Origin of the sequence: Duganella sp. CY15W, assembly GCF_009857555.1 — a bacterium.
Taxonomy (GTDB): domain Bacteria; phylum Pseudomonadota; class Gammaproteobacteria; order Burkholderiales; family Burkholderiaceae_D; genus Rugamonas; species Rugamonas sacchari.
In genome coordinates this window covers 93849-112086 of sequence record NZ_WWCQ01000007.1, presented here as the reverse complement: position 1 = coordinate 112086, position 18238 = coordinate 93849, and the positions used below count along the sequence as shown (strand labels likewise).

The 18238-nt window shown below is 60.4% G+C and carries 15 protein-coding genes; 4 read left to right on the top strand and 11 right to left on the bottom strand.

Annotated elements, in window-relative coordinates; translation table 11 throughout:
• Window positions 1-58 precede the first annotated feature (58 nt).
• The 3 genes from GTP58_RS27345 (at window position 59) to GTP58_RS27335 (ending at window position 3987) form a co-directional block, all read left to right on the top strand.
• A complete protein-coding gene (locus GTP58_RS27345; RefSeq protein WP_229215770.1) occupies window positions 59-1663 on the top strand; it encodes a transporter substrate-binding domain-containing protein in 1605 nt (534 codons plus the stop codon).
• A complete protein-coding gene (locus GTP58_RS27340; RefSeq protein WP_161080154.1) occupies window positions 1660-2319 on the top strand; it encodes an ABC transporter permease subunit in 660 nt (219 codons plus the stop codon). The genes GTP58_RS27345 and GTP58_RS27340 overlap by 4 nt, the downstream gene beginning before the upstream one ends.
• A gap of 84 nt (window positions 2320-2403) precedes the next feature.
• Window positions 2404-3987, top strand: a complete 1584-nt coding sequence (locus tag GTP58_RS27335) for a hypothetical protein (RefSeq protein ID WP_161080153.1) — start codon at window positions 2404-2406, stop codon at window positions 3985-3987.
• Between the two features lie 30 nt (window positions 3988-4017).
• Here the strand turns inward: GTP58_RS27335 and GTP58_RS27330 are convergent, their stop codons facing one another.
• The 6 genes from GTP58_RS27330 to GTP58_RS27305 form a co-directional block, all read right to left on the bottom strand.
• The gene (locus tag GTP58_RS27330) at window positions 4018-4413 is read right to left on the bottom strand and encodes a hypothetical protein (protein ID WP_072784775.1); all 396 of its coding nucleotides are present in this window, start codon (window positions 4411-4413) and stop codon (window positions 4018-4020) included.
• A 141-nt stretch (window positions 4414-4554) separates the two neighbouring features.
• Window positions 4555-4902 (bottom strand): energy transducer TonB, encoded by a 348-nt coding sequence (locus GTP58_RS27325; protein ID WP_202413881.1) that lies wholly within the window; start codon window positions 4900-4902, stop codon window positions 4555-4557.
• Between the two features lie 67 nt (window positions 4903-4969).
• On the bottom strand, window positions 4970-5299 hold the full coding sequence (locus tag GTP58_RS27320) for an energy transducer TonB (protein ID WP_072784777.1): 330 nt from the start codon (window positions 5297-5299) through the stop codon (window positions 4970-4972).
• Between the two features lie 103 nt (window positions 5300-5402).
• The gene (locus GTP58_RS27315; RefSeq protein ID WP_202413880.1) at window positions 5403-7154 is read right to left on the bottom strand and encodes a methyl-accepting chemotaxis protein; all 1752 of its coding nucleotides are present in this window, start codon (window positions 7152-7154) and stop codon (window positions 5403-5405) included.
• A 339-nt stretch (window positions 7155-7493) separates the two neighbouring features.
• Window positions 7494-8522, bottom strand: a complete 1029-nt coding sequence (gene dusA / locus GTP58_RS27310) for a tRNA dihydrouridine(20/20a) synthase DusA (protein ID WP_161080152.1) — start codon at window positions 8520-8522, stop codon at window positions 7494-7496.
• 36 nt (window positions 8523-8558) lie between these two features.
• On the bottom strand, window positions 8559-9125 hold the full coding sequence (locus GTP58_RS27305) for an XRE family transcriptional regulator (RefSeq protein ID WP_161080151.1): 567 nt from the start codon (window positions 9123-9125) through the stop codon (window positions 8559-8561).
• Window positions 9126-9169: 44 nt separating this feature from the next.
• On the opposite strand from GTP58_RS27305, the gene GTP58_RS27300 reads away from it, so the two are divergent.
• Entirely contained in the window at window positions 9170-9622 is a 453-nt protein-coding gene (locus GTP58_RS27300) for a GNAT family N-acetyltransferase (RefSeq protein WP_161080150.1), read from the top strand.
• Here GTP58_RS27300 and GTP58_RS27295 read toward each other — a convergent pair.
• The 5 genes from GTP58_RS27295 to infB all read right to left on the bottom strand — a co-directional run bounded on the left by GTP58_RS27295 (window position 9619) and on the right by infB (window position 18226).
• Window positions 9619-11871, bottom strand: coding sequence for a DUF3141 domain-containing protein (locus GTP58_RS27295; RefSeq protein WP_202413879.1), 2253 nt, complete (start codon window positions 11869-11871; stop codon window positions 9619-9621). The genes GTP58_RS27300 and GTP58_RS27295 overlap by 4 nt on opposite strands.
• 166 nt (window positions 11872-12037) lie before the next feature.
• Window positions 12038-13870, bottom strand: coding sequence for a translational GTPase TypA (gene typA / locus GTP58_RS27290; protein WP_161080149.1), 1833 nt, complete (start codon window positions 13868-13870; stop codon window positions 12038-12040).
• 88 nt (window positions 13871-13958) lie between these two features.
• Window positions 13959-14885, bottom strand: coding sequence for a tRNA pseudouridine(55) synthase TruB (gene truB, locus GTP58_RS27285; RefSeq protein ID WP_161080148.1), 927 nt, complete (start codon window positions 14883-14885; stop codon window positions 13959-13961).
• Entirely contained in the window at window positions 14885-15286 is a 402-nt protein-coding gene (rbfA, locus tag GTP58_RS27280; protein WP_072784790.1) for a 30S ribosome-binding factor RbfA, read from the bottom strand. Before rbfA ends, truB begins: the two co-directional genes overlap by 1 nt.
• A 72-nt stretch (window positions 15287-15358) precedes the next feature.
• Window positions 15359-18226 carry a translation initiation factor IF-2 gene (gene infB / locus GTP58_RS27275; RefSeq protein ID WP_161080147.1) on the bottom strand — a complete coding sequence of 956 codons (2868 nt, stop codon included), beginning with the start codon at window positions 18224-18226 and terminating at the stop codon, window positions 15359-15361.
• Window positions 18227-18238: the final 12 nt, after the last annotated feature.

Here is an 18238-nt window from a genome sequence, read left to right as displayed (position 1 = left end):
CACCAAGGCAGTGGCTCAGGTAGCATGGAAAGTGAACACCAGCCTATAGAAAACGCCCATGAACCGCGCCTTTTTGAAACTACTGGGGTTGATCGGTTTGCTTTTTCTGTCGCTGGCAGCACAGGGCGCGGACAGCCCGACGCTCGACAATATTCGCAAGAAGCATGTCATCCGCGTGGGCGTCAAAACCGACTTCAGCCCATTCAATTCCCTGAATGCCAAAGGTGAGGTGATCGGCTTTGAAAGCGACATCGCGACCCTGATTGCCGAGCGCCTGGGCGTGGGCCTGAAGAAGGTCAGCATCACTACCGAAAACCGCTTTCAGAAACTGGAGCTGGGCGATGTCGATATCCTGATCGCCACCGTCGGCGACACGCCGTCCCGCCGCACGATCGCCACCGCAGTGGAGCCCGGCTATTCCGAAACCAGCGTCAACCTGCTGTTCGCGCCGGGCAAGGCGGTGGACAGCTGGGCCAACATCCGCCAGCAAACCATTTGCGCGGTGCAAGGCAGCTACTTCAACAAGCCGATGGCCGAGCGCTATCTGCTAGAACTGCAAACCTACAAGACCGTGCGCGACGCCCATCTGGCACTGCGCGATGGCCAGTGCGCCGGCTTCCTGTATGCGACGGCGGCCCTGGCCAACACTGTCCAGCTGCCCGAGTGGCAGGGCTACCGCATGACGCTGCCCAATGCGCTCGTCACGCCGATGGCCATTTTCATTCCGCGCAACGAGCAAGGCGGCGCGCTGGATGTCGCGCTGGGCGATATCCTGGCCGACCTGCACCGTACCGGCTGGCTGCTGGCAGCCAGCCAGCGCTGGGGCATCACCTCCACCGGCTGGCTGCACACGCAGCAGACACTGTTCCTTGAGCGCGACGAGCAAGGCCGTTACCTGTGCACGCGCAACGCTGCTGGCCGCTGGCCGGCGGCGTGCCGCAATACCGAGTATGTCTCCAGCACCGAGGTCAGCGGTTTGCAGGCGGTCGGCCTGTGGCTCAAGGAACAGCTGGATGTGGATCTCAACTTCATCTACGACCCCTACGACCGCAAGCAGTTCATCACGGGTATCGCCTACACCATGCTGCTGATCGCCTGCAGCATCGCCATCAGCCTGGTGCTGGGCGTGGCTGTGTCGGTCGCCGTGGATCACCGTAGCGGCTGGGGCGCCAAGGCGATCCACGCCATCATGGCATACGGCCGCCTGACGCCGCCGCTGCTGATGATGTATCTGATCTTCTTTGGCCTGGGCGGCTGGACCATGCGCGAGTACGGCATCAAGCTGCCAGCGTTTGCGGTGGCCTCGTTCTGCTCAGGCTATTACACGGCGGGGCTGGTGATGCGCGCGCTGCTGGAAGCGTCCACGCACATCCGCACCTATGACGCCGGCTTCGTGCTGCGGCTGCACAACCTGTCGCGCACCGCTACCTATGCCAACTGGCCGATCAAGCAGGCGCTCATCAACCTGACCAAGCAGACCATGATCGCTTCAGCCATCGCCATTCCTGAACTGCTCAGCGCGGCCAGCCTGCTGATCGCCGAGAAGGGCAACATCTTCCTGACCATGACCATGCTGGTGCTGACCTTCTACCTCATCACCAGCCTGTGGACACGCCTCTTCAACTACGCTGAAAAAGCGCTGCTGCCGGCGGGGCAACCATGAACAGCGAAACGCTGAGCTTTCTCATCACGTGGACGCCGTTCCTGCTGCAAGGCTTCATGTGGAATATTTTCATCGCCATCTGCGCTGTAACGCTGGGCTCGCTGCTGGGCGCCGGACTGGCCTGGCTGCGCGTACGCAAGAGCGGCGCCATCGCCACGGCTGCCGAACAGCTCTCGACCTTCTTCCGTGGCGTGCCCACCCTGGCGCTGATTTTTTACGCGGTGTTCGTGCTGCCGACCGAATTCTCGCTTGGCAGCACGGTGGTCCACATCCCGCAATGGAGCAAGGCGGTGATCGGGCTGGCCGCCGCACCACTGTCGTTCACGTCGGAAAGCCTGGTAGTGGCCTACCGCGCCTGGCAGCGCGGCGACATCGGCGCGGCGCTGCTGTTCATCCCCACCTGGATCAATGTGTTCCTGATTTCCTTTGTCGCTTCCAGCGCCTCGTCACTGGTGGGCGTGAGTGAACTGGTCAGCCGTTGCAACACGGTGATCGCCGCCACCGGCACCAGCGTCATGGTGCCGGTCTACCTGTATTGCAGCCTGTATTTCGTGCTGACCTCGCTGCTGTTCACCTTCCTGATCCGGCGTTTCAAGGACTCCGCCTTCATGGCCGGGGTGCATGCGCGGCTCACGCAACAAACTTGCCGAAATTAAGCATTTGTGATGACTGAGACATAGTCTTCTGTTATAAAAACGTACTCATTCTGCTTTTTTTTCGCACACGTACGGGAGACTGGCATGCCGCTGACCTTTCAGGAAGAAACGAAGTTACGGGAAGCCTTTAGCGCCATCGAACGTGAACGCAGAGAGTCGTTGCGGGCCATGTTCAATGACACCCATCTGCGGCCCAAGAGCCGGGTAGAGGATGCCAAGACGCTGGCCAAGTCTGCCAAGGACGCCAAGAAAAGCCTGGCTGCGATTCCCGGCGTCGGCGTGCCCGATCTGAGCCTGCCGGACATGAATCTGCCGTCGCTGAACCTGAACCTGTTCAAGGGGCTGGACTTGCGGCAGCTGGTGGACTTCACCATGCCGCGCATCCCGATTCCCAACTTTGACATCAACCTGATCCCCGATATCAAGCTGGGCCACCTGCCCGGCTTCAACCTGCCCAAGATCAGGCTGAACCTGAAGGGCATCCTCAAGTTCAAGGACCTGCTGCCGGATATATCGCTGCGTGCGCTGGTGTACAAAATCCTGGCGCGCTTCCCGGATGTGAACATCCCCGCCATCCTGTACGACCTGAGCCGCATCTTCGACATCGACTTCAACCTGCTGTTCCCGAATATCCGCGACCTGTTCCCGGACTTCTTCAACATCGACCTGACCATCCGCCTGCCGCACCTGGCGCTGCCGGACATCAACCTGCCCGAGGTCCATCTGCCCAATGTGGACTTGCCCGAAATCGACCTCGGCAGCATCGACTTCAGCGCCATCCACATCCCCGGCATCGATTTCCCCAGGATGCTGGAGATTCCCGGTTTCGATAAAGTGCTGCGGCTGCTGTTTGAACTGTTCGACTGCGTTGACCTCAACGTCATCATCACCGAGCTGGGCATTGAGTTCATGTCCGAGTTCATCAGCTCGGCATTGCCGCTGGTGCAGCAGGTCAAGGCCGGGGCCAAGGCTGCCAGCAACTGGGGCACGGCCGCCATGGACTGGCACAAGTCGCGCAAGACCACGGTGCAGCGCGGCTTCCTGCTGCCCGGCGATGCGCGCGACGCCTGCGATGCCGTGGCCGACTTGCTGCGCACCAGCCGCAACGAACACGCCGCGCTGGCGACCATCCAGACCACGCAGCTGGCAGTCTCCACCGCCGGCCTGTTTGCCGACCTGGGCGGTGCGACCGGCCCGGCCGTCGCGGCGGCCAGCGCGATCGCCACCACCTGCCAGAAGATCATGATTATGGGAGCGCGTTACAAGGAGGTGAAGAAGGTCAACCTGATCCTGTCCAACCACGCGATGGAGGCGCTGACCTCGAACATCTTCAAGGTGTCGCCGCTGCTGGGCGCCTACTACCTGGCCAACAACACCACCAGCAATGTGCTGAACATCCTGTGCGACAACATCATCGAGGACGGCTGGATGGCCGAGTGGGAAAAGAACAAGCGCCAGCATCTGGACCCGCTGCTCACCGAATGCACGCGCTTCATTGCGGAATCGCGCTATGTGCTCGATCCGGTACGGCAGAACAAGGGGATGTTTGTTGAAAAAAGCAAACTCGACCAGCTCAAGGAAAGCGTGACGCTGTACTTCAAAAAGAAAGCCGGCATGGCGCCGGCCAGTGCCCGCGTGGCAACCCACAAATACGCGGGCTCCAAATAAAAACCGCCGCATAGGCGGCGGTGTTGCTGCTTAACGGTGACGGTAGTAGCCGCGGTGGCCCCAGCCGCCCCGGCAGCACCAGTGGCCGAACGAGAAGTCCAGTCCGATCGATACCGGCGGGTAGTAATAGGCCGGCGCCGGCGCGTAATACACCGGTGCGGGTGCATAGTAGACCGGCTGGCTGACGTAAGTCGTGGTGGTGGTATAGGCCGGCTCCGTGCTGTACGTGACGCGCGATGGCTGTTGTGCCGGCAGCTCTTCGGTCCAGGTGCCCGACTGTGCCTGGCTACCAGAAGGCATGACCGACACGGTATGCCACTGATAGGGGTCTTGCACGCGGGTCGTGGTGTAATACGCTGGCCGCTGCTGGGTCGCACAGCCAGTCAGCGCCGCCAGGGCGGCAACTACTGCAACGATAGTTTTCATGGCAATCTCCTCATTCCAGATCGTACTATATAAGGAAATCATACGCCGTTCGCGGCCCATTACAGCTTGTTACACCACTTTACTCAAGCGAAAAAAAAGGAACCTCAGGCGGTTCCTTTTTTGCTCAGTGGCGGCCGGAAATCAGTCAAGTTTCCAGGCGTAATCGACCTTGGTCCAGGTTTCGGCGGGGGCGCCGTCCTTGGTGCCGGGTTTGAATTTGCAGGCGCTCAGGGCTTTGATGGCGGCCTTGTCCAGATTTTTGAAACCGCTGCTCTTCTCAACCTTGGAATCCGCAACAGTACCATCCGACTTGACCAGGAACGACATCGACACGGTGCCCTGCTCTTCATTCATCAACGAAGCTTTCGGGTATTCGGCCTTGCAGTTTTTAGCATCAAAACTGGCAGGAACCTCTGCGGCAAAAGCTGCCGGTGCGCCCGATACGAGCACTGCTGCAATAACACTCATCCAACGCTTATTGATAGACATCTGAACCCCCAAGTGTTTTTATCCGGCACTCAGGCCATGCACCCGCACGGCCGCCTCTGAGATTGAATTACAGCTTCCAGCTATAGTCGACTTTGGTCCAGGTCTGGGCGATCGAGCCGTCTTTGGTACCAGGTTTGAATTTGCAGGCGCTCAGGGCTTTCAGGGCTGCTTTGTCCAGGTTCTTGAAACCGGACGATTTTTCTACTTTCGACTCGACGACGTTACCGTCGGCACCAACCAGGAAGGCCATGGTGACATCGCCCTGTTCTTCGTTCATCAGCGAAGCTTTTGGATATTCAGCTTTGCAGTTTTTATCGGCCAGCGAGGCAGGTACTTCACCAGCGAAGGCGGACGAAGCGATGGACAGGATGACGGCGGCGAATACAGACTTGTTCATAATATGATTTCCTAAATTGTTTTTAAACACTAGTTAAACGAACTCCACAGCGGGCCATCTGTCCACAAGGGTGGACGGCAGACTGCGGCAAAATTTTCAGAACTTAGAACTCTTCCCACTCGTCGCTGCCGGCGGTGCTGGCTGCCGAGGCGACTTTTTTCGGTTTGGCTGCCGGTGCAGCGGCTGGCTTGGTAGCCAGCTTTTTCACTGGAGCGCGGGCTGCCGCGATCGGTTTGACCGTGGCGGCCTTGGTGGCAAATGCTGGCGCAGCAACAGCAATGCGCTCTTCACCTTCCACGAGCTTGAAGATGCTGACCACGCGAGCCAGCTCGCCGGCCTGATCTTGCAAGCTTTGTGCTGCGGCGGCGGCTTCTTCCACCAGCGCGGCATTCTGTTGGGTCATGCTGTCCATCTCGATGATGGACTGGTTGACCTGGGCAATACCAGCGCTCTGTTCCTGGCTGGCGTTGGCGATTTCACCCATGATGTCGGTAACGCGGCGCACCGAGGACACCACTTCGTCCATGGTCATACCGGCCTGGCCGACCAGTTTGGTACCGGCGCCGACTTTCTCGACCGAGTCATCGATGAGTGCCTTGATTTCTTTTGCTGCCGCAGCGCTGCGCTGCGCCAGGTTACGCACTTCCGACGCCACCACGGCGAAGCCGCGGCCCTGTTCACCGGCACGGGCGGCTTCGACTGCCGCGTTCAGTGCCAGGATGTTGGTCTGGAAGGCGATGCCATCGATCACGCCGATGATGTCCACAATTTTCTTGGCCGATGCGTCGATCGAGCTCATGGTATCAACCACTTGCGACACTACCTGGCCGCCTTTGACTGCCACATCCGATGCGGCCGAGGCCAGCTGGTTGGCTTCACGGGCGTTGTCGGCATTCTGTTTCACGGTCGAGGTCAGCTCGTCCATGGCCGACGCGGTTTTCTCCAGCGACGATGCCTGCATTTCAGTACGCGACGACAGGTCAACGTTACCAGCCGCGATTTCACGCGACGCGGTGCCGATGGTTTCGGTGCCGGTACGGACCTGGCCAACGATGTCCACCAGGCTGTTGCGCATTTCTTTCATTTCCGCCAGCAGGCTGTCTTTGTCTCCGCTGTTGGTGTCGATCAATACCGACAGGTCGCCATTGGCAATGCTGCCAGCGATCGATGCGGTGTAGTCAGGCTCGCCGCCCAGCTGTTTCAGCAGGCCGCGGGTGATGACCAGTGCAGCGGCTACCGAGATTGCCACAGCCAGCAGGCCCATGATGATCATGAAGGTACGGGCGCTGGAGAAGCCGTTGGCGGCATCCACCTGCATCTGCGCGTTCATCTTGTCTTCCAGCGCGCCCAGTTGTTCCAGCGCGGTCATCCATTTTTTCTGCGCTGGACGGATTTCCTTCACCAGCACGCGGGTTGCTTCTTCCGCTTTACCCGCCAGCCACAGTTCCGAGGCTTTGGCGATGGCTGGCATGGCCACGCCTTCGCTTTCCTTCACGGTCGCCAGCAGCGCTTTTTCTTCTGCGGTGGCTTCCTGCGCGAACTGTGCGCTCAGTTTGTTCTGTGCATCCGCATACTTGCCAGCCAGTTCCTTGATGCGGTTCATGTCTTGTTCCATGTCAGCCGGGTCAGCAATCATGGTCAGTACGCGCAGCGAGTTGATGCGTTCGCCGACGTTGTTACGCATATCGACCACCAGGCGCGATACGACGTTGTTCACGCTAATCACGTGATCGAGACGGTTCTGGATCTGTGACATGCGCAGAATACCTACGGCAGTCACCGCCACCAAAAACAGCAGTACCAGAGCGAAACCGAGGCCCAGGCGAGTACCGACTTTCATTTTTGCTAAATTCATTTCGTCTTTTTCGTAATTGACACTGTTGATGAAGTTGCCTCGGATGACGCGACTTTTGGCTAGGCCACCCAAACAAAACCCTTGCTGCTAAGTAATATACTATGACAGTAGCAAACAATGACTGCGAATGCAAAAATTTGCAGCTCCACCAGCAGCCCACATGTAGTTTTTTGGAACCGGCAATACACCACTGAAGTCGGTGGATATGTGTGTATATTCAGGAATTATAGATGCAAATTTTGCTTCAAAGCAAGCAATTACTGCCTCAAAAATACGCAAACGAATTTTCCGCGTGGAAATTTCGCCACACCCATCTAAAGTTTGCCAAAAGGGCTATTTCTACGCAGTAATACGCAAACGGGCGGCAGCTTCGAGCAGCAGTTGGGCGTCGCCGGCGGCGAGCTTTTTGGAATCGGACAGGGTTTGGCGGAAGGCACGGGCGCCGGGCAAGCCGGTCATGATGCCGAGCATGTGGCGGGTGATGGAATTGAGCTTGAGACCCAGCGGGCCGTACTGCGCCAGCTGCGCCTGGATATACGGCACCATGGCTTGCAGTACCTGCTCGCGCGTCTTGGGTTCGGACGTGTCGCCGTAGTAGCGCTGGTCGAAATTGGCCATCAAAAACGGGTTGTGATACGCCTCGCGGCCCAGCATGACGCCGTCCAGGTGCTGCAGGTGCTCATCAATTTCGGCCTCGGTTTTGATGCCGCCGTTGATGATGATTTCGAAGTCAGGGAAGTCGCGCTTGAGCTGGTAGGCGTACTCGTACTTCAGCGGCGGGATTTCGCGGTTTTCCTTTGGCGACAGGCCTTTGAGGATGGCGTTGCGGGCATGCACGATGAAGGTGGTGCAGCCGGCGTCCGCCACCTTGCCGACGAAGTCACGCACGAAGTCATAGCTTTGCACATCGTCGATGCCGATGCGGTGCTTGACGGTGACATCGATCGATACCGCGTCGCGCATGGCCTTGACGCAGTCGGCCACCAGCTGAGGCTCGGCCATGAGGCAGGCGCCAAACGCACCCTTTTGCACGCGCTCCGACGGGCAGCCGCAGTTGAGGTTGACTTCGTCGTAGCCCCACTTCTCGCCCAGCTTGGCGCTGGTGGCGAGGTCGGCCGGATCGCTGCCGCCCAGTTGCAGGGCCACCGGATGCTCTTCTTCATTGAAGCGCAGGTGGCGCTCCACATCGCCATACACCAGCGCGCCGGTGGTCACCATTTCGGTGTACAGCCAGGTGTGCTTGGTGATCTCGCGGTGGAACACGCGGCAGTGACGGTCGGTCCAGTCCATCATCGGCGCGACGGACAGGCGGCGGCTTGGCACTACAGGTGCTGGGGCGGCGGTCGGCTGGTCGATGATGATGGTCATGGTGGCAACGCTAAGGGGTACGCAGAAGGGTCGACATTATAGCGCAAAAGGCAGCGTCACTAATCCGACCAGGTAGCGGGCCGGCACGGCGCCGGGATTTTCGTAGGCGATGAACTGCCCCTCGCGGAAGGCCAGGCAGTCGCCCGCCTGCATGCGCCAGCGCTGCTCGCCCGTGGTCACTTCCAGCTCGCCCGCCAGCAGCCAGACTTGCTGATAGATGTCGGCGCTGTGCGGCGACTGGTCGTACGCCACCCGCCGCCCCGGCGGAAACACCACTTCCACCAGTTGCAGCGGCGAGCGCACGCCGGGCGACAACTGGCGCCGCTGATAGCCCGAATCCGGATCGGTCCACACAGGCTGCTGCGCAAACGTGCTCAGCGGCGATGGCGCCGCGCTCTCCGTCTCAAACAGGGAGGCCAGTGTCACACCCAGCGCGCTGGCCAGCTTGTCCAGTACGGTGGCGGTGGCGCTGCTTTCGCCGCGCTCGATCAGGGAAATATTGGAACGGCTGACGCCGCTACGTTCTGCCAGCGCCGCCAGCGACAGGCCGCCCGCCGTGCGCAGGGCCAGCACGCGGCTGGCAATGAGTTGATTGATATCCATAAAATCCATTATACTGGATTTACTATCCAACAAAATGACATGCCATGCCTATCGCCTTTGAAACCCCGGATCAGCACGACGTCCACGTGCTCATCGCAGAACTGGACATCTACCTGCTGGAACGCTATCCGCCGGAAGCCGTGTACGCCTTGAACGTCCAGGAACTGCTGCAACCAAATATCCAGTTTGCCGTGGCGCGCAGTGATGACGGCAACGTGGTCGGCTGTTGCGCCGTGGTGCTGACGCCAGACTACGCCGAGATCAAACGCATGTATGTGCGGCCTGCTGCGCGCGGCACCGGCATGGGCAGGCAATTGATGGGAGCGCTGGAGCAGGCTGCACGTAGTGCGGGTTGTCCGCAGATGGTGCTGGAGACCGGACCAGAACAGCCGGAAGCGCTGGCCCTGTATGAACGTCATGGCTTTGAACGCTGCGGACCGTACGGCGATTACCCGGACGATCCGCACAGCGTCTTCATGCGCAAGGCACTGAATTAAGCGGCCGTCGGGTCGCCCTTCTTCTTGCGCACTACCGCCAGCTTCGGCGTGGCTGGACCAAAGATGGTAGCGATGCGCTCCAGCCGCGTCGCCGCCTCACCGGTCAGCGTGCCGGTGGCACCGGCCACCTGGCGCACGATGCCCAGCGCTTCCTGACGTGCTTCCGGCTCTTCCGGCAGCAGCAGCGGCAGATCGTTGACAGCAGCTTCTTCATCCACCTGCAGCATCAGATACTGCTCGCGCAGGATCTTCTTCAGCAGCGTCACGCTCATCACCTTGTCATCCGAGGTACGCAGGCGCAACTGGCGCATGGCGGCGAACGCGCGCTCGTCGGCCGCGCTCATTTCCGGGCTGCGGAAGATGTACAGCAAGGCGCGGATGATGCCCTCGGTGAGGCCGCCCTCTTTCGTGCGCAAGGCCAGCGCCGCGCGGTTGGCGGTAATCGCGGCTTCGCGCGCGATGTCGCGGCCGATGCGGCGCGGCTTGCCGCCGTCCGTATTCAAGCCGACCAGCGCCTGCAGCACCGGCGAACCGTAGACGCCCAGGAATATGTTTTCGGTGGCCTGGTCGCGGATGTCCTTGTAGCGGTCCAGCGCATCAACGATCTGCTTCGACCACGCTTCCTGCATCTGCAGGAAGATATTGTCCTGCGCCACAGGACGGCGCTCGGCGCGGACCTTCTCGGCCAGTTCCGGTATCTTGTTCAGCAGCGGATTTTTGCTGGAGAACATGGTGTAGCGCATGCGCAGCGGATGGGCTTCGCGCAGGCGTTCGGCCGTCGCTTCCGTGACCAGGCTTTTCACGATCGGACTGGCAAAAGTCTGGTACAGGCCCTTGTTGATTTCCGAGACGCGCGCCACCGTGGCGAAGCGGCGTTCGTCCGCCACGTCGTTGCCGCCCAGCGCGCGCAGCGCCTCCAGATTGCGGCGCTCGAAACGCATCACATAGTCGCCAGCGGCCAGGTCGCCCGCAGCGATTTCCGCCTGCAGCATTTCCTCGTCCTTGTCGAGGAAGACGGCTTCGTACAAGCCTGGCGGCATGATGTCGATCATGTCCATCGCGGCCGTGAATTCCTCGTGCTCCTTGTTGGCCACCGAGGCCGACACAAAGATGCCCAGGTGGCCGATGCTCTGGTGCATGGAGTAGATGATGGTCTGGCCACCTGCCACCAGCGCGGCGTCGTCCTCGTACAGATCCAGCACCCAGCCCAGCGCCTGCTGCGGCGGCGTAATGTCATCGCCCCATGAGCAGAACACCACGATCGGCGACTTGATGTTGCGCAGGTCGATGCGGTGACCATCGCTGTCGAGCAGCGCGGCATCGCTGAGGCGGTTGCCGACGAACAGCGAGTCGGCGATGTATTGCATCTCGCCGGCATTCAGCAGCACCGGATTGCCCCACCATTTTTCAAAGTCGAGGAAGCGCTGCGCTTCGGTGTCGATCTTGGAATAGACGTGGTAGTTTTTGCTCCACAGGGTATTGGACGGATTCATCTTCTCAAAGTTCTCGACCAGCTGTGCGCCGTCGAAAATGCCGTTCCCCAGGTCGCCTGCGAGCGCCGTCATCCACGTGCCGCCCAGCGCCCCGCCCAGATAACGCAGCGGATTCTTGCCGCGCACGCCAGCCCAGTAGGACAGCGGCGCACCGGCCAGCACCAGCGGGCCGACCAGGTCGGGATTCAAGGCGCTGGTCATCATGATCTGCCAGCCGGCCTGGCAATTGCCGATCAATGCAGGTTTGCCATCCGCCTCCGGATGCAGTTCAGCGACCTTGGCAATGAATCGCGCTTCGGCGCGGCACACGTCTTCAATCGTCTGGCCTGGTACCGGGTGCGGCGTGAAGCCGACGAAATAGCAGGGATGGCCAGCCTTGAGGACCACGCCAATTTCGCTGTCGTGCTTCATGCCGCCGATGCCGGGGCCATGGCCGGCGCGCGGGTCGAACACGATGAAGGGACGTTTGCTGGGATCGGGGGTGATGCCGTCGGGCTGCAAGATGTGCAGCAGGCCGTAATTGACAGGGCGCTCAAGATGGCGGCCATCCATCACGACCTCAAATTTGAAACTGAGTACGTGCGGCGCGGTCTGCTCGGCGCGGTGATTGCGCTCGTCGCCGCGCTCGCGCAGCACTTCCATGAACAGGACCGAGCGCTGGGCAGCGTCGATCCAATAGTCGCTGGCCTGCTGTACCAGGTTGAAGGGATTACCCGGCCAGTTCAGCCAGGGGTTGCTCTTGTCATCGCTCACCATGATCCTCCGTTGCGTTTTTGCTGCCACGCACAAAAGTACCCCAGTAAGAGCGAAAAGGCAAATGAAAAAGCCGCCCGTAGGCGGCTGTTTTACCCCTCCACCGTGAGAGGGGTTTGACCCCGTACGGGGTCAAACCCCGCAGCGGAGGGCAGTGCGGGTTGAGCGCTTACGCTTCGCGCGAAGCTTTTTTACGCTCATGCTCTTTCAGGTGACGCTTGCGCAGACGGATCGATTTCGGGGTGATTTCCACCAGTTCGTCGTCGTCGATGAATTCGACTGCGTATTCCAGCGACATCTGGATCGGCGGTACCAGGCGTACGGCTTCGTCGGTACCCGACGAACGCACGTTGGTCAGCTGCTTGCCCTTGATCGGGTTGACCACCAGATCGTTGTCACGCGAGTGGATACCGATGATCATGCCTTCGTACACTGGGTCGTTGTGGACCACGAACATACGGCCGCGGTCTTGCAGTTTCCAGATGGCGTAAGCAACAGCAGCGCCGTCGTCTTGCGAAATCAGCACGCCGTTACGACGGCCGCCCAGTTCGCCTTTGCTATTGTCGACTGGTGCGTACGCGTCAAACACGTGCGACATCAGGCCGGTACCACGGGTCAGGGTCATGAATTCGCCCTGGAAGCCGATCAGGCCACGTGCTGGAATACGGTATTCCAGACGCACACGGCCTTTGCCGTCCGATTCCATGTTTTGCAGGTCGCCACGACGACGGCCCAGTTCTTCCATGACGCCGCCCTGGTTGGCTTCTTCAACGTCGACCGACAGTTGCTCAAACGGCTCGTGGCGTACGCCATCGACCATTTTGAACACGACGCGTGGACGCGATACGGCCAGCTCGAAACCTTCACGACGCATGTTTTCGATCAGGATGGTCAGGTGCAGCTCGCCACGGCCCGATACTTCGAACGTGGTGTCGTCTTCGGTCGGTGCAACGCGCAGAGCAACGTTGGCCTTGAGTTCTTTGTCCAGACGGTCGCGCAGCTGGCGCGAGGTCACGAACTTGCCTTCGCGGCCAGCCAGTGGCGAGTTGTTGACCATGAAGTTCATGGTCAGGGTCGGCTCGTCAACGGTCAGCATAGGCAGCGCGTCCGGGGTGTCCGGTGCGCAAACGGTCGAACCGATGCCGATTTCTTCGATACCGTTGATCAGCACGATGTCGCCGGCGACTGCGTCGTCGACCAGCACGCGCTCCAGGCCTTTGAAGTTCAGCACCTGGTTGATACGGCCTTTGATCGGGGTGGCGCCTGGACCGTTCAGAACGATCACGTCCTGGCCGGTTTTGACGCGGCCGCGGTTGATACGGCCAATGCCGATCTTGCCCACGTACGACGAATAGTCCAGCGAGGTGATTTGCATTTGCAGCGGACCGTCTGGATTGTCGTCACGGACTGGCACGTGTTCCAGGATGGCGTCGAACAGTGGCTTCATGTCGCCCGAGCGCACGTCTTCGGTCAGGCCGGCGTAGCCGTTCAGACCCGATGCGTAGACGATCGGGAAGTCCAGCTGCTCGTCGGTAGCGCCCAGTTTGTCGAACAGTTCGAAGGTCTGGTTGATGGCCCAGTCAGCGCGCGCGCCTGGACGGTCCACCTTGTTGACCACCACGATCGGCTTCAGGCCCAGGGCCAGTGCCTTGCGGGTCACGAAACGGGTCTGTGGCATTGGGCCTTCCTGGGCATCCACCAGCAGCAGAACCGAGTCCACCATCGACAGCACACGCTCCACTTCACCGCCGAAGTCAGCGTGGCCTGGGGTGTCAACGATGTTGATGTGGGTGCCTTCGTACTCAACCGCGCAGTTCTTGGACAGAATCGTGATGCCACGTTCTTTTTCCAGATCGTTCGAGTCCATGACTCGGGTGTCGACAGCCTGGTTCTCACGGAAAGTGCCAGACTGGCGCAGCAGCTGGTCAACCAGGGTGGTTTTACCGTGGTCAACGTGGGCGATGATTGCAATATTGCGAATTGCGCGTTTAGTATTAGACATGGTTGTATATGTGCGGAAAAACTGCGAGTGGGTACGCGAGGTACGCGAAGCCTTCTAGTATAGCATGTTGCGTTGCAACTTTATCGCTTTATTGCGGCGTAAATGCGATTAAACGTTCTGGCGCGAGAATACTGTATTCGCCAAGGATGGCGGTACCCAGCAGCTTGTCGTCCAGATAGACCCGCACCCTGCCCTGATACTGCGGCACCGTGATCGACGGTTCCTTGCCCAGCGGCAGGCGCTGGCCATTCAGGAAACGCTTGGCCAGATCGGCATTCAGCTGCAGCGAAGGGAAGCTCGACAGCAAGGCATCCACCGGCGACAACAGGTCCAGCGGCGCTGCGTGCGCGGCCAGATCGTCCAGCGTAATCATGCGGTCCGTGGTGAGTTCGCCTACCTGCGTGCGGCGCAGTGCGTTCAGGTGTGCACCGCAGCCGAGCGCGGCGCCGATATCTTCGCCGAGCACGCGGATATACGTCCCCTTGCTGCAGGTGACCGACAGTTTCAGGAACGGCGCTTCGTAGGAAATCAGTTCCAGCTTGTGAATCACCACATCGCGTGCCTCGCGCTCGAGCGTGATGCCTTCGCGCGCGTATTCATACAAGGGCTTGCCGTCGCGCTTGAGCGCCGAGTACATCGGCGGCACCTGCTTGATCGGGCCGCGGAATTGCGCCAGCACAGCTTCAATCTGCGCCAGCGTGACATGGACCTCGCGCGTTTCCAGCACCTGGCCTTCGGTGTCGCCGGTATCGGTGGTCTGCCCCAGATGGACGGTGGTGTCGTAGCTCTTGTCCGCCTCCAGCAAGTCCTGCGAGAACTTGGTGGCTTCGCCAAAGCACAGCGGCAGCAGGCCGGTGGCAAATGGATCGAGCGTGCCGGTATGGCCCGCCTTCTTGGCGTTGAGGATGCGCTTGGCCTTGATCAGCGCGTCATTGCTGGACAGACCCACCGGTTTGTCGAGCAGCAGCACGCCGTCCACGAGGTCGCGGACACGTTTTACACGGGCCTGATTCATTACGCTTCGCCGTCGTCGACGCCGTCATCCAGTGAGCGGGTGCTGTTGGCCTGGTCGATCAGTGCCGACATCGCCATGCCGCGCGCGGCCGAGGTGTCATGCACAAAGTGCAGCTGCGGCAGCGTGTGAATGTGCAGACGCTTGCCCAGCTGGTTGCGCAGATAGCCCGCGGCGGCGTTGAGGCCGGCCAAGGTGTTCTTCACGGTTTCCGCATCGTCCTTCAGCATGGTGAAGTAGATTTTGGCGTGGGCGTAGTCCGGCGTCAGTTGCACTTCTGCCAGCGTAATCATGCCGACGCGCGGATCTTTGAGTTCAAAGGCGATCAGTTCGGACAGGTCCTTCTGGATCTGATCAGCCACGCGCAGGCCGCGCTGTGGGATGTTTTTGCTATGTTTTGCCATGATGATTCCATAAACGGCAAGTGGACGGGAGGGCCCGTCCACTTTACCAGATACTGCTTTGCCCCCCCGAAATTACAGGGTACGCGCGATTTCCTGGACTTCGAACACTTCCAGGGAGTCGCCCACCTGGATGTCGTTGTAGTTCTTCAGCGACAGGCCGCACTCCAGGCCGGCGCGGACTTCCTTGGCGTCGTCCTTGAAGCGTTTGAGCGAGTCGATCTCGCCAGTCCACACCACGATGTTGTTGCGCAGCAGGCGCACCGACGACGAACGCTTGACCACACCATCGGTCACCAGGCAGCCGGCCACTGCGCCGACTTTGGAGACCAGGATGACCTGGCGTACTTCGACCTGGCCGGTAACGGTTTCGCGTTTTTCCGGTGCCAGCATGCCCGACAGCGCCGACTTGATCTCGTCGATCGCATCGTAAATGATGTTGTAGTAGCGGATGTCCACGCCGTTCGACTCGGCCAGCTTGCGCGCCTGGGCATCAGCACGGGCGTTGAAGCCGATGATGACCGCTTTCGAGGCCACCGCCAGATTGACGTCCGACTCGGTGATGCCACCGACTGCGGCGTGCACGATCTGTACGCGTACTTCCGAGGTCGACAGTTTCTGCAGCGAGCCCACCAGCGCTTCTTGCGAACCTTGCACGTCGGTCTTGATGATCAGCGGCAGGTTTTTCACTTCGCCTTCGGCCATCTGGTCGAACATGTTTTCCAGTTTCGCGGCCTGCTGTTTCGCCAGTTTGACGTCGCGGAACTTACCTTGACGGAACAGGCCAATCTCACGGGCTTTACGCTCGTCCGCCATGACCATGACTTCTTCACCAGCTTGCGGCACTTCGGTCAGACCCTGGATTTCGACCGGAATCGATGGACCAGCCTGGGTAATCGGCTTGCCGTTCTCGTCCAGCATTGCACGCACCCGGCCATACGAAGAACCTGCCAGGATCACGTCGCCGCGCTTCAGCGTACCGGATTGCACCAGCACGGTTGCGACCGGACCCTTACCTTTATCCAGACGGCCCTCAACCACCAGGCCACGGGCCGGCGAATCGATCGGGGCTTTCAGTTCCAGCACCTCAGCTTGCAGCAGCACTTGCTCCAGCAGGTTGTCGATACCTTCACCGGTCTTGGCCGATACCGGCACGAATGGCGATTCGCCACCGTATTCTTCCGGCACCACGCTCTCGGCAACCAGCTCCTGCGTGACGCGGTCGACGTTGCCGCCCGGTTTGTCGATCTTGTTGATCGCCACCACCAGAGGCACGCCAGCCGCTTTCGCGTGAGCGATCGCTTCTTTGGTTTGCGGCATCACGCCGTCGTCCGCTGCCACCACCAGAATCACGATGTCGGTGGCTTTCGCACCGCGGGCACGCATGGCCGTAAAGGCTTCGTGACCTGGCGTATCCAGGAAGGTGACGATGCCGCGCGGGGTCTCCACGTGATAGGCGCCAATGTGCTGGGTAATGCCACCGGCTTCACCCGACGCCACTTTGGCACGGCGGATGTAATCCAGCAGCGAGGTTTTACCGTGGTCAACGTGACCCATGACGGTCACCACCGGTGCGCGCGAGACGGACTCGAAGTGCGCGTGCTCGCCCTGGTCGGCCAGGATTGCTTCCGGATCGTCTTCCTCGGCAGCGTGGGCTTTGTGGCCCATTTCTTCCACCACGATCATCGCGGTTTCCTGGTCCAGCACCTGGTTGATGGTGCACATCTGGCCCAGCTTCATGAGCTGCTTGATGACCTCGGATGCCTTGACGGACATCTTGTGCGCCAGTTCGGCCACGGTAATGGTTTCAGGAACGTGTACATCCTTGACGATGGCTTCGGTTGGCGCCTGGAAGTTGCTTTCGCGGTCGTCCGACTGATGATGGCGACGGCCACCCTTGCCACCGCGCCAGCTGTCGCGGCCCGTGCTGGCGCCAGCGCCAGCGTTGCCGCCACGGCCCTTGCCACCACCTGGTGCGCCACGTTTCTTGGCGTCGTCCTGCCAGGTCGACGACACATTCGCCGACTTGATCGATTTCTTGTCGCCAGCAACCGCTGGTTTCTTGTCGTCTTTTTTCTCGCCGGGCTTGGCTGCATTGGCGGCGGTCGCCGGCTTGTGCAGCGTGCCTTCAGCAACTTTCGGCTTGACCGGTGCCGGTGCCGGCTCCGGTGCCTTGATGGCGCGGCGCGGCGCATTCATCATGGCCTTGATCTGGGCGACTTCATCGGCTACCGCCTGGCGTGCGCGCTCGGTGGCAGCAGCTTGTTCAGCAGCTTCCTTGGCCACTGCAGCAGCCTTCTTCTTGGCTTCTTCCGCAGCAGCTTTTTGCTTGGCTTCTTCCGCCGCGGTATCGACCGCAGGCGCAGCCGGCGCCGAGGCAGCAGCGGCCTTGGCGGCAGCAGCTTTCTTGGCTTCGTCTTCGGCTTCCTTCTTGGCAGCAGCTTCTGCTTCGGCAGTCGCCTTGGCCTGGGCTGCCTTGTCGGCTTCCAGCTTGGCCAGACGCTCTTGCTTCTCGCGCAGTTCGGCTTCCTGACGCGCGATCAGCTCCGCTTGCTTGCGGGCTTCTTCCTCGCGGCGTGCGGTTTCAGCCGCGTCGATCACCGGCGCGGCCGGGGCGGCAGCGGTGGTCGTCAGCGGTTCGTCGCGCTGGACGAAGGTGCGCGTTTTCTTGACCGCCACCTGGATGGTGCGGGCTTTGCCATTGGCGTCCGCCTGTTTGATCTCGGTGGTTTCCTTGCGGGTCAGCGTGATCTTTTTCTTTTCAGTCGGCTCACCGGCGCCGTGGGTGCGGCGCAGGTGTTCGAGCAGCTTATCCTTATCCTCTTTCGACAATGGATCTGACGCCGAACTTTTCTCGACGCCGGCAGAACGCAGCTGCGTCAGCAGCAAATCTGCAGGCATCTTCAGTTCGGTGGCAAATTGGGCTACGTTGTTACTCGCCATTCAGTCCTCTTT

Coding starts and splice junctions, on each gene's coding strand:
- GTP58_RS27345 (WP_229215770.1), top strand. CDS start 59: ATGAACCGCGCCTTTTTGAAACTACTGGGGTTGATCGGTTTGCTTTTT.
- GTP58_RS27340 (WP_161080154.1), top strand. CDS start 1,660: ATGAACAGCGAAACGCTGAGCTTTCTCATCACGTGGACGCCGTTCCTG.
- GTP58_RS27335 (WP_161080153.1), top strand. CDS start 2,404: ATGCCGCTGACCTTTCAGGAAGAAACGAAGTTACGGGAAGCCTTTAGC.
- GTP58_RS27330 (WP_072784775.1), bottom strand. CDS start 4,413: ATGAAAACTATCGTTGCAGTAGTTGCCGCCCTGGCGGCGCTGACTGGC.
- GTP58_RS27325 (WP_202413881.1), bottom strand. CDS start 4,902: ATGTCTATCAATAAGCGTTGGATGAGTGTTATTGCAGCAGTGCTCGTA.
- GTP58_RS27320 (WP_072784777.1), bottom strand. CDS start 5,299: ATGAACAAGTCTGTATTCGCCGCCGTCATCCTGTCCATCGCTTCGTCC.
- GTP58_RS27315 (WP_202413880.1), bottom strand. CDS start 7,154: ATGAATTTAGCAAAAATGAAAGTCGGTACTCGCCTGGGCCTCGGTTTC.
- dusA (WP_161080152.1), bottom strand. CDS start 8,522: ATGACCATCATCATCGACCAGCCGACCGCCGCCCCAGCACCTGTAGTG.
- GTP58_RS27305 (WP_161080151.1), bottom strand. CDS start 9,125: ATGGATATCAATCAACTCATTGCCAGCCGCGTGCTGGCCCTGCGCACG.
- GTP58_RS27300 (WP_161080150.1), top strand. CDS start 9,170: ATGCCTATCGCCTTTGAAACCCCGGATCAGCACGACGTCCACGTGCTC.
- GTP58_RS27295 (WP_202413879.1), bottom strand. CDS start 11,871: ATGGTGAGCGATGACAAGAGCAACCCCTGGCTGAACTGGCCGGGTAAT.
- typA (WP_161080149.1), bottom strand. CDS start 13,870: ATGTCTAATACTAAACGCGCAATTCGCAATATTGCAATCATCGCCCAC.
- truB (WP_161080148.1), bottom strand. CDS start 14,885: ATGAATCAGGCCCGTGTAAAACGTGTCCGCGACCTCGTGGACGGCGTG.
- rbfA (WP_072784790.1), bottom strand. CDS start 15,286: ATGGCAAAACATAGCAAAAACATCCCACAGCGCGGCCTGCGCGTGGCT.
- infB (WP_161080147.1), bottom strand. CDS start 18,226: ATGGCGAGTAACAACGTAGCCCAATTTGCCACCGAACTGAAGATGCCT.